This window comes from Vibrio sp. ArtGut-C1 (assembly GCF_002105475.1).
GTDB lineage: Bacteria > Pseudomonadota > Gammaproteobacteria > Enterobacterales > Vibrionaceae > Vibrio > Vibrio diabolicus.
The window spans coordinates 1-11,279 of sequence record NZ_NCTH01000059.1 but is presented as its reverse complement, the minus strand read 5'-3'; the positions used below and the strand labels follow the sequence as shown (position 1 = coordinate 11,279).

The 11,279-nt window shown below is 42.1% G+C and carries 9 protein-coding genes and 1 pseudogene; all 10 read left to right on the top strand.

Annotated elements, in window-relative coordinates:
* Positions 1–87 precede the first annotated feature (87 nt).
* Positions 88–504: pseudogene (gene tagH, locus B7360_RS24140) on the top strand (type VI secretion system-associated FHA domain protein TagH); the annotation flags it as partial.
* Between the two features lie 11 nt (positions 505–515).
* Positions 516–971 (top strand): type VI secretion system lipoprotein TssJ, encoded by a 456-nt coding sequence (tssJ, locus tag B7360_RS24135; RefSeq protein WP_005395676.1) that lies wholly within the window; start codon positions 516–518, stop codon positions 969–971.
* Positions 972–992: 21 nt separating this feature from the next.
* A complete protein-coding gene (gene tssK, locus B7360_RS24130; RefSeq protein WP_085344864.1) occupies positions 993–2,318 on the top strand; it encodes a type VI secretion system baseplate subunit TssK in 1,326 nt (441 codons plus the stop codon).
* An 11-nt stretch (positions 2,319–2,329) separates the two neighbouring features.
* On the top strand, positions 2,330–3,622 hold the full coding sequence (tssL, locus tag B7360_RS24125) for a type VI secretion system protein TssL, long form (RefSeq protein ID WP_046875354.1): 1,293 nt from the start codon (positions 2,330–2,332) through the stop codon (positions 3,620–3,622).
* Positions 3,623–3,638: 16 nt separating this feature from the next.
* Complete coding sequence (tssM, locus tag B7360_RS24120; protein ID WP_085344863.1) at positions 3,639–7,157, top strand: type VI secretion system membrane subunit TssM; 3,519 nt, start codon at positions 3,639–3,641, stop codon at positions 7,155–7,157.
* Positions 7,139–7,834 (top strand): type VI secretion system-associated protein TagF, encoded by a 696-nt coding sequence (gene tagF, locus B7360_RS24115; RefSeq protein WP_085344862.1) that lies wholly within the window; start codon positions 7,139–7,141, stop codon positions 7,832–7,834. Before tssM ends, tagF begins: the two co-directional genes overlap by 19 nt.
* Positions 7,835–7,843: 9 nt before the next feature.
* The gene (locus tag B7360_RS24110) at positions 7,844–8,638 is read left to right on the top strand and encodes a PP2C family serine/threonine-protein phosphatase (protein WP_085344861.1); all 795 of its coding nucleotides are present in this window, start codon (positions 7,844–7,846) and stop codon (positions 8,636–8,638) included.
* Entirely contained in the window at positions 8,631–9,749 is a 1,119-nt protein-coding gene (gene tssA, locus B7360_RS24105) for a type VI secretion system protein TssA (protein WP_012842182.1), read from the top strand. Before B7360_RS24110 ends, tssA begins: the two co-directional genes overlap by 8 nt.
* Positions 9,750–9,764: 15 nt before the next feature.
* On the top strand, positions 9,765–10,295 hold the full coding sequence (tssB, locus tag B7360_RS24100) for a type VI secretion system contractile sheath small subunit (protein WP_005396385.1): 531 nt from the start codon (positions 9,765–9,767) through the stop codon (positions 10,293–10,295).
* A partial coding sequence (gene tssC, locus B7360_RS24095) for a type VI secretion system contractile sheath large subunit (RefSeq protein ID WP_085344860.1) occupies positions 10,295–11,279 on the top strand: 985 nt, incomplete at its 3' end. The genes tssB and tssC, both read left to right, overlap by 1 nt.

Genomic DNA, 11,279 nt, shown 5'->3' with positions numbered 1-11,279 from the left:
CGTCAGAGATTAGGTATTGTGTCGAATTCATTTACAGTATTTTCAATAGGTGTTGATTTACTCAGACAACACCTATTGAGATAGGTTCTTAGTCATACTGCGTTTCGGAAGTCAGAAAATAATCCTCTGAAGTTCTCTGCGAATTTAGAAGATGCAATTCATAACTTATATAACCGTCAAACTGCAAGTTTCCTAAAACCAAGTACAGCCATTAAAGAAGCGTTTAGTGATATAGAAAATCATGAACAAGCGCTAATGAAAGGTGTTGAGGGTACGGTTTCAAGTGTTATGTCGCTTGTTGAGCCTACGTCGATATACTCAGAAGCTTTAGCTAAAGACACGGTTATTAATAAGGTTATTCCAGCAAGAAAATATGCTCAAAGTTGGAAGCGGTTTGAGGATATTCATGAAAAGCTATCCGATGACATTATCAATAAAGAATCTCCATTTTATTTAGAAGATTTCGCTAAACACTATGAGTTAGCATTAAAAAATAAAAGCTAGGAAATAGGGTGATGAAAAGAGTTTATCAGTACATTTTGTTATTAATTTCAATGGTTTTATTTGGATGCTCAGCAGCCAATTTAGTTGTTGACCCATATTCAGATTTAGAAATAACAGCAAATCACAATATTAACCCTGACTCCAATGGTAGGCCATCCCCTGTAGTCGTGTATGTTTTTGAATTAACATCAAATACCCTTTTTGAAAGTCAGGATTTTTTTTCAATTTATGAAGAAAGTGAAAAAGTCTTAGGCCCTGATTTAGTGAATAAATATGAAATATCATTAACTCCAGGTCAGAAAGAAACATATCAGGCAAGTATGTCTCCAAAGACTGAATACTTAGGCATTGTCGCAGCGTTTCGAGATATTGAAAATTCAAATTGGCGACAAGTCATTGAAGTGGATAAGACCGGTTACAACACCTATCAAATTCTGTTAGAAGATCTGTCTTTGGTCGTAAAATAACGTTTAGTTGGCTAATTATAAATGACGCAATACTCCAAGACGGCTTGGTGCGAAGGGATGTTTTTACGTCCCCAGCACTTTCAACAACATGAACGCGCAACCTCTCAAGAATTCAAAGGCTTACATCAGTTTGGTGGGGCTTATAATTGGGGGGTTTGGAAATGTCGAGTAAAAGAACATGCATTAAAAGATGGTCTGATTGAATTAGATCACTTTGAGGCAGTTTTGCCAGATATGACTCTGGTTAATACCTTAACAGCCAGCGATTCGGTTGTGCCTTTATTTATTGATAAAGACGTAGAAAATACGTTAGTAAAAATCACTCTTCCCCTTTCAAATGTCAAAGGTAAAAATGTTTCTGATGTAAGTGAGGCGATTGTTTCTCGTTATGTACTTAAAGACGTTGACGTTATAGATAATCTCACTGGGCAGGATGAAGAAACGATTCAAGTCGCAGCCCTAAACCTGGAACTGAAAGCCAGCAATGACAAATTAGCGGGTTATGTTGAGTTACCGATATTGAAAATAAAAGAGGTAACGGCAGAAGGCGAAGTAATACTAGACGATTCGTATGTTCCACCGCTTATCAATTTACTTAGCGACAAAGTTATGTCGGCTTACTTGCGTAACGTTATTGCGATGACAAAGATGCGTGCCGACGTTATTGCTCAGCGATTGATTAAGGGCAAAGCCGCATCTGCATCTGCTGTTGATTTCATCATGCTACAAATGTTGAACAGGTATGAGGCGATGTTAAAGCACTTTAGTGACCTAGACAGGCTACATCCATTGGAATTAGCGACGACCCTGAAAGGTTATATTGGTGAATTAGCTACGTTTTCTGACAAAACCAAGAGGATGCCAAGCTTACTTGCATACGATCACTTAGATGTATCAAGTGTTTATAGCGAATTGAATCAAGTTCTGAGTCAATATCTGAGCGTTGTCCTTGATCAAACTGCAAGCAAACTTCCTTTGGAGCCACGACAATATGGAATTCAAGTGACGCCACTTCCAGATAAGCGTTTACTTGAATCATGCCAGTTTGTGCTTGCGGTCAAAGCTGATACGACAACAGATGAAATCAGACGTTTAGTCCCGGCGCAGCTCAAGTTTGGACCAGCGGAGCAGATTCGTGATCTGATCAACAATCAGATTAATGGCATAAACGTAGCGCCATTGAGTGTAGTACCGAGGCAGATCCCTTACCAAACGGGTTATGTCTACTTCGAAGTAGTCAAGAAAGGCCCGTTTTGGATGAGGCTGAAAGACAGTGGTGGTATTGCGCTGCATTTATCGGGGCATTTTCCGAATGCTGACCTTGAGCTGTGGAGTATTAGTCAATAGGTGTGCTCAGTATGGAACAAACGATCGTAAAACCAACACCGGGTGGAAGAGCGCCCGCACCGAAACCACAATCAGAAAAGTCAGCAGATAATACGGTAGTTATCTCAAAAAGTCCTGAATTGGTGAATAACGATTCAGTGGTTGCTTATGGGAACAACCCTTTATTGGCAGAAGCGAATGGTCTTTTATCCATTATTGGTCAAATTCGAGCGACAGCGACTCATTCTGACCCGTTGTTTCTAAAAGAGACGTTGGCACAAAAACTTAGAGATTATGAGAACCGACTACGCCACCACGACGTTGATTTGGACACTATTGATACGGCTCGTTACTGTTTGTGTTGCTCGTTAGATGAAGCGGTGCTCAATACTAATTGGGGGGGGCATTCATTTTGGAGCCATGACTCATTGCTTAGTTCTTTCTATGCCAGCAGCCAGGGTGGGGAAGCGTTCTTTAAGTACCTTGATAAGTGCATGGCACAACCAGATACAAATTTAGATTTGCTTGAATTGATGTACGTGTGCCTATCGCTTGGGTTTCTCGGCCAATATCGTTTGGAAAAAAACGGACTGGAGTCTCACCGAAAACTGAGAAGGCAGATTATCGCTATTCTTAAGTCTTACGGAAGAGGGATACCTCAAGAGCTAAGCAATAGTATCGAACAACACATTTTGAATGGCTCTAAGGCTTCCGACAGAGCTCCTCTCTGGGTTGTGTGCTCCGTAACGGCTGCATTATTGGTTTGTATATTTATGTATTTTAGCTATGAGCTAAACAAGGCTTCCAACCGCACCTTTTCTCAATTAGTCAATTTGGTTCAACCGCAACAGCTTAACCAAGATACAACGTCAGAATCAAAATCAGCGCCAATTGCAGAAAGGATCTCTATGTATCTGGCAACCGAGATCGGGAAGGGGCTAATTAACGTCGAGCCGTTGCAAGACAGGGTAAGAATTTCGTTAAAGTCGCAAGATCTATTTGAATCAGGTAGTGCTGATGTTGTTGCGTATATCCAACCCGTAATTTCTAAACTCGCTAGAACGTTGGAGTCGACCCAAGGCAAGATCATTGTGACAGGTCATACCGATGATAGGCCAATTTTCACGAGTAAATATCCTTCGAACTGGCATCTATCACTAGCTCGAGCTACTGCTATGTCTGAACAACTTATCTCGAATAGCGCACTAGAAGGTCGAGTCATACCAGAAGGTCTGGGTGATGCAAGACCATTGGTTGAAAACAATAGTGACGAAAACCGAGCTATTAACCGTCGAATTGAAATCGACCTCCTTGTCGCGAATTAATAACAGGTAGATAGAGATGCGTATTAAAGAAATTGGCAGAATATTTACTCAAAGGTGGTTTCTCGGTCTTATCGGTGTCGCTGCTTGTTCAATTTTTATTTGGGTTGTTGGTCCACTTATCACGATAGCGGGATATGAGCCGCTAAAGAGCGACTTCCAACGACTCGTCACGATTTTGGTGCTGGTGTTTGTGTGGGCTTTATTCAACGTGACTAAGCAGCACAAGCAAAAAGTTAAAGAAGACGAAAGTATTCAAACGTTACTTGAGGTTGATAGTCAGTCAGATAAAGAAGCGGCGAGTGAAATTGACTTAATGCGCGAGCGTATTGAGCAAGCTGTCAAAGTAGTAACGAAAACACATAAAGGAAAGCGAAGCTTATATGACTTGCCTTGGTATGTGTTGATCGGCCCTCCAGGGACAGGAAAAACAACAGTGTTAAAGCAGTCAGGGCTGGAGTTTCCGTTAGCGGATAGCCTTGGTTCTGACTCTATTGCTGGTGTCGGTGGAACTCGTCATTGTGATTGGTGGTTTGCAAATAAAGCAGTGCTGATTGATACGGCCGGTCGATACACGACACAAGACAGTCAAGAAAAGGTCGACTCTAAAGCATGGCACGGCTTCTTAGGGTTGTTGAAAAAATATAGAACGCAAAGGCCAATTAATGGTGCAATTGTCACGATCAGTTTAGCCAGTGTGATGTCGCAGACAAGAACCGAGCGAAGCCTTCATGCCCGAGCTATCAAGTCGCGCCTTCAAGAACTGAAGAATCAGTTAGGGATGCAATTTCCTATTTACGTACTACTGACCAAAATGGATTTAGTTGCGGGTTTCAATGAGTTCTTCTCTGATCTAAGTAAGGAAGAGCGTGAGGAATTGTTCGGTTTCATGTTTCCGCGTGAAGTGGCTGATGAAAGAGGGGTTATTTCTTTATTCAATAAAGAATTTCATGGCATGTTGGAGCGCCTTGATGCGCGAATGCTGAGAATCCTTGAAACTGAAGATGATTTAGAGAAGCGAGCACTTATTTTTGAATTTCCTAAACAGCTAAGGGTATTGCAAGCTAACCTTGATGAATTTTTAGCGGAAATATTTGCACAAAATAGTTTTGAAGAGCCAGCCTTGATTCGTGGTGTGTTTATGTTGAGCTCGGTCCAAGAAGGCTTACCAGTCGATAAGTTAATGAATGAATCGACCAATGGACTTGGACTAAATCGCCTCGCTCTAGCAAAAAGCCCAACAGGATCTCATAGTTATTTCGTGAAGAACTTGTTTGATAAGGTTATTTTCAAGGAACAACTGTTAGGAACGGTTAATCGTCACTATCAAAAGCAGTCAGGGTGGATGCGCCGAGGTGTTTACATTGGCTGTGCTTCTCTACTGCTAGGTGCGTCTACACTTTGGCTTATGAGCTACAAGTGGAATTCTCAGTTGATTGTCGATACCAATGAGCAAGCCGGCCATATTGAAGCAATGATTGGTGCTGAGAGCCTAGATTTTGAGGCGGATATTATCTCAGCCGTAGAGACATTAGACCGATTGATGACGCTTCCTCTAGGAAAGCAAAGCAACTACGGCGATGCTGATTCCGTAAAAAGGTTTGGTCTCTATCAAGGAGATAAAGTCTCACAGGCGGCGAACAATGCATATTCTGATGCGTTGACCCAATATTACGCTCCCTTGCTTCTTGATAGCTTGGTGACGGAAATGGAAAGTAATCAACAGCATCGAGAGTATTTGTATGAAACGTTGAAAACTTATTTGATGTTATTTAATCCAGACAAATACCAACAAGATGAAGTGTTGGCTTGGTTTAACTTCTATTTTGAACGTCAATATCCGGGTGAACTAAATCTAGACTTAAGAAAAGGTCTGTTACAGCACACTCAAAATTTATTAGAGAATAATGGACAAGGCTTTTCTTATAATACTGCTGCCGTGACTAATGCTCGCGAGGTTTTGACACAAATGTCTCTACCAGAACGTGCTTATCAGCGAATGAAGATACAATTTTCGAAGAGTCATGTTCCTTCATTTCGTTTGACTGATGTCTTGGGGCCTAAAGGGCTTGAGCAGTTTGAACGAGCGAGTGGAAAGCCGTTATCACAAGGCATTTCGGGCTTTTATACGTACAATGGCTTTCATAGCATTTTTCAGATTCAGATCAACCGTACAGTAAAAAGCCTAATGGAAGAGAACTGGGTTTATGGTGACGATCTTAAGGCTCATGAAATTGATCAAGATAGCGCTATTCAAGGAGTCCAATCTCGATACTATCAAGATTATGTGAATGAATGGAAAACTCTGATCGAAGATATTCAACTTAAGCAGGCTCCGAGCCTAGAGCTTGCAACAGAACAAGCTAGAGTTCTATCTGGAGTTGAAAGACCAATCGAATCGTTGTTGAGGGCAATCCAAAAAGAAGTTGGTTTGTCGAAAGTATCATTGTCAGAAAATCAGAAGGCCACTTCTGAAGTCGCTGGTAAGGTTGCCAAAGTTAAATTTTCGAATACGGCAGATAGACTAGACATGTACTTGCCTGAAGAAAATGGTTTCAATGTTGCACTGCCAGGTAAAGAAGTCGAATCTCATTTTTCGGAGATCTTACGTCTCGGCGAACAAGACTTTGATGATATTCAACAAGCTATGGTTAACTTGCGCTCGTATTTAAGCGATTTATCAAGCTCAGGTAATAATCAGAAAATTGCTTACAAAAGTATTTTAGATGGGACCGTTACACAAGATGTGGCTGCTTCCTTTGCTCGCGCTAAAGAACTTTTGCCTAGGCCATTTAATCAATGGCTAGGTGAACTTTCTCAAGAGTCAGTTAAGTTTGCGGAGAGCGGGTCGAAAGATCATCTAAATCAGCTTTGGGTTACGCAAGTGGTGCGCCCTTATCAGCGGACTATTGCGGGTAGATACCCATTCGAGCCAAATGCAAGCAGAGAAGTAAGGCTGAAGGACTTCAAACGTTTCTTTGGTTATGGAGGTACGCTTGACTCATTCTTCCAAGAGTATCTTGAACCGTTTGTCGATACTTCGAAAAGTCGTTGGCGATTAGAAAAGGAAATTGGAGTTCGTCCAGAAACGCTGATGGTCTTTCAAAGAGCGAAGCGTATCAGGCAGTCTTTCTTTGAATCTGATAATTCATTGCGCGTAGAGTTCGGTATGAAACCAGTGTATCTGGATCAGCACATTACTCGGTTTGTTCTAGAGCTAGGTAAGCAAGATTTGGTTTATAAGCATGGACCAGCACGAGCTAAATCCTTGAGCTGGCCTGCGGGTCAAGACCAGACTCGAATAGTGTTCACACCGCCAGAATCTAAACGTGAGATTGCCCATACTTATGAAGGTGAGTGGGGCATATTCAAACTGCTAGATCAATCACTTAAAGCAAGACCAGAATCACGTAAAGACAACATAGTTATGATTGATTTAAAGGGAAATAAGGTGCAACTAGAGCTTATTCCGTCTAGTGCTATTAATCCGTTTTGGTCAAATGAAATGGAGAGGTTCAGATGTCCACGAACCTTGTAACATCAGCCTGGGGTTATATCGGTAAAATGCCTGCAAAAGGAGACTTTGTGAAAGATGGCTTATCACAAGATTTTTCAGAGCGCTGGCATGACTGGCAGCAGGCTGTTATTGCAGTCAGCAGAGAACAATTGGGTGAAAGTTGGAATGAGCACTTTTTAACCGCGCCTGTGTGGCACTTTGCTCTGGATGTTAGTTACTTAGAAGACTCGACATACATTGGTAGCATGATTCCTAGTGTAGATGCATGCGGTAGATACTTTTTCTTTACTATAGCTCGTGCCGTAAAAGGTGAAGCAGTGCAATATTGGGGGGACAAAGCTTGGACCGAGGACAGTGCATCTCTTGCCCTAGCAGTACTTGAGGACGACTTTGTATTTGATGTTTGGCATAAGAGCATGCAAGAAAAAAACGATTTAGTGGCGAATGTAAAAAGTGAAGTGCGGCCTCTTAAGTTTCTTTATCAAAGCCAAATATCTACGATTTTTCATGATCAAGGTGGAGCAGATCAAAGCGCACTTTTGAATTACCTTATTAAAGAAAAATTGAGTAAGCCATGCTTTTGGTGGACTGAAGGCTCGACTCTAGTTGAACCATGTATGTTTATGACCAGCGGTTTCCCTTCTATTGGTCAATTTTCTGCCATGCTTGATGGCGGTTGGAAAAAGTGGAATTGGTAGGATAGAAGAATGAATTGGAACTATTTTACCTTTGCTAAATCGCACGCAGGAAAAGTACGCCCTTATAACGAGGATGCTCTTTTAGATATGACAGAGCAGCATATTTGGGTTGTAGCCGATGGAATGGGTGGGCATAGTGCTGGCGACATAGCAAGCCAGATGCTAGTGGATAGAATCGCGCGCCATATGCAGGATGTCCCAAATACCAATATCGATGATATCCGGAGTGTGGTTCAAGCCGCGAATTTAGAAATTTATCAATACGCACAAAATCACTTAGACGGTAAAACGATGGGAACAACTCTCGTTTTGTTGTTTATCCAGGACGGGTATTACCACTGTCTTTGGGTCGGTGATAGCCGAATTTACCAGCTTAGAAATGGTCATTTTTCTCAAAAAACACGCGATCATAGTCAAGTTATGGATTTAGTCGATCAAGGGTTATTGGCATTTGAAGATGCTGAGTCACATCCTCTCGCAAATGTTATTACCAGAGCTGTTGGGGTAGATGAGAGTATCACTATTGATCAAGTTTCAGGGCAGTTGGCTGATGGAGATCAATTTCTTCTGTGTAGTGATGGGCTTTCTAAAGAATTAACGAGTGATGAAATTCACCGGACATTGTATGCGGACTCAGTAAATCAAGCAGGATTAGCACTCATGCATTCGGCGTTAGTGAGGGGTGCAAGTGATAACGTTACTTGTGCGTTAGTCAAAGTTCGCCAAGAGCAGACGGAATTTGAAGCAGTAACGAGAGAAGACGCGACGATCCCCGTTTTTCTTAGAGGGAGGTCTTATGAATAGTGAGATGTTCGATTGGTATGAACAAGCGTTGGCTCCTATATCTCAAGAGAATCCCACAGGTGTTGATCCTAGAGAAGATGTCTCGCCACAGTCCGCTTATTACCGATTAAAAGATCAGCGTATGGCTGCGCGAAATGCAGAGCGCAATGCGCTTATAGAAGAAGAAAGCATTTATACCCACAGTAACTTATGGCGTGTATTTATTGAGGAAGTACCAGAGATACTTACGAATCAATCTAAAGATTTAGAGTTTGTGGCTTGGCTTATAGAGGCTCTAACTCGATTGCATGGTTTTCGTGGTATGGGCGTTGGGTACAAACTCGCAACCGAGTTCATCGAGAAGTTTTGGGATGATCTCTATCCAATGCCTGATGAGGATGGTATTGAAACAAGAATATCGGCGATTACTGGCCTCAATGGTATCGATAGCGAAGGAACACTTATTTTCCCTATTGCTTGTATCCCGCTTACTGACGTAGGCGTTGAGCAAGCGTATGCCTACTGGGAATATCAGCAAGCTATTGAGTTGGAGCGTTTAGATGAAGATAAGCGCCGAAATCGAGTCGATCTTGGCGCTACAGAGCTATCTGATATTACAACTACAGTTAAATCTACCTCTGATGCCTTTTATCGTGAGCTAATCGCTGATCTGGAGTTCGCCACAGAGTCATTTAATGAATTCAGTCAGCGATTAGATGAAGCGGTAGGTGATGTCACTCCTAGCTCTTATATATCAAAAAGGCTTGAATCAATACACTCGGCATTAAAGCATCTCCTTGGAGAGCGTTTTAATCAACCACAAGCTGTGTTTGAAGAACTGGAGGAGGTGGATGAATCTTCTTCTTCGGAACAACAAGTGAGTTCACAAAGTTCTGATGCACTATTAGCGACAAACATGAAATCACGAGAGCAGGCGATTAGACAATTGCAGCAAGTGGCTGATTTCTTCAGAGAGAGTGAGCCTCACTCACCAGTTTCTTACTCCATCGAACAGATCATTCGTTGGTGTGGAATGCCTCTGCCGGAGTTACTGGCGGAACTTATCTCCGACGGAGATGCAAAGAAAAGCTACTTCCGTTTGGTTGGCATAGCAGAACAAAATGAAAATTAATAAAGGGAGAATGGTATGACGAGTATCCACTCGAAACTGTCACGAGTACGGAAGCCTCGTGTCCACATTACCTATGATGTTGAAACTGAAGGTACAACTCTTAAGAAAGAGCTACCTTTTGTTGTAGGTGTAATGGGTGACTTCGCTGGTCAAAACACTGAAGCGTTGAAGCCTTTGAAAGACCGCCGTTTTATTCAGATCGATCGAGACAACTTCGATGATGTGCTCAAAAAGATGAACCCATCGGTTAAGTTCAAAGTTGCGAATAAGCTTGCGAACGACGATTCACAGTTTGAGGTGGATTTGAACTTTAAATCAATGCAAGACTTTGAGCCCGCTGCGATCGTAAATCAAGTTGATCCACTGCGCCAACTGATGGAAACGCGTAATAAACTGCGTGATTTGATGACAAAAGTTGACCGTTCTGAAGAGCTTGAAAACATCTTAGAGGATGTTTTGAACAACACAGACAATCTGGCAAAACTTGCGGGCGAGTTAGATCTTGGCAAGAAAGCGAAGTCAGACAGTACTGAAGGAGCGGAATAATGACGACTGAAGCTGAAAAGCAGTTAGATCCAACTGTTAATGAACAAACAACTTCATTTTTAGATCAAGCTATTGGTGCAACTAAGCAGACAGAAGCCTCTCGTGCTGAAGAGCTAATTAAAACGCTCACTGAAGAAGCGATGAAAGGGACGGTTACTTGGAACAAAAACCTAACGGTAACTTTTCGTGAAGCGATTAATTTACTTGATAAACAGATTTCTGATCAGTTGTCTGAAGTAATGCATCATCCTGAATTACAGAAACTTGAAGGTTCTTGGCGTGGTTTAAATTATCTAGTGATGAACTCAGAGACGAGCTCTACTCTGAAAATTCGCATGATGAGTATGACTAAGAAAGAGTTACATAAAGACTTGAGTAAAGCGGTTGAATTTGACCAAAGCCAGATCTTTAAGAAAGTTTACGAATCTGAGTTTGGCAGTGCAGGTGGTGAACCTTATGGTGCATTAATTGGTGACTATGAGTTTACCAACCACCCAGAGGATATTGAGTCGCTGCGCCTAATGTCAAATGTAGCCGCTTCAGGCTTCTCCCCATTCTTGTCCGCGGCCTCACCAGCACTATTTGGCTTTGATGAGTGGACTGAACTGTCAAAACCACGCGATCTAGACAAGGTCTTTGAGTCGCTAGAATACGCTCAATGGCGTTCGTTCCGTGAGAGTGCTGATTCACGTTTTGTTAGTCTGACTATGCCGAAAGTTCTGGCTCGTTTGCCATACGGACAAGCCACTGCTCCAGTTGAGGAATTTGGATTTGAAGAGTTCGAAGTAGATCCAGTGTCAGGTATTGCTGTCAATGCTGAGCATAATGACTACTGTTGGATGAACTCTTCGTATGTTCTTGGTGTTAAGTTAACAGACGCCTTCTCAAAATATGGATTCTGTACAGCTATCCGTGGTGCAGAAGGTGGTGGTCGAGTGGATAATTTGCCAACACATTTCTTCATGAGTGATGATGGCGATCCTG

Bases quoted from the DNA above. Each gene is read 5' to 3' on its own strand.
- tagF (WP_085344862.1), top strand. From the start codon at position 7,139: ATGTCCACGAACCTTGTAACATCAGCCTGGGGTTATATCGGTAAAATG.
- tssM (WP_085344863.1), top strand. From the start codon at position 3,639: ATGCGTATTAAAGAAATTGGCAGAATATTTACTCAAAGGTGGTTTCTC.
- tssA (WP_012842182.1), top strand. From the start codon at position 8,631: ATGAATAGTGAGATGTTCGATTGGTATGAACAAGCGTTGGCTCCTATA.
- B7360_RS24110 (WP_085344861.1), top strand. From the start codon at position 7,844: ATGAATTGGAACTATTTTACCTTTGCTAAATCGCACGCAGGAAAAGTA.
- tssK (WP_085344864.1), top strand. From the start codon at position 993: ATGACGCAATACTCCAAGACGGCTTGGTGCGAAGGGATGTTTTTACGT.
- tssL (WP_046875354.1), top strand. From the start codon at position 2,330: ATGGAACAAACGATCGTAAAACCAACACCGGGTGGAAGAGCGCCCGCA.
- tssJ (WP_005395676.1), top strand. From the start codon at position 516: ATGAAAAGAGTTTATCAGTACATTTTGTTATTAATTTCAATGGTTTTA.
- tssB (WP_005396385.1), top strand. From the start codon at position 9,765: ATGACGAGTATCCACTCGAAACTGTCACGAGTACGGAAGCCTCGTGTC.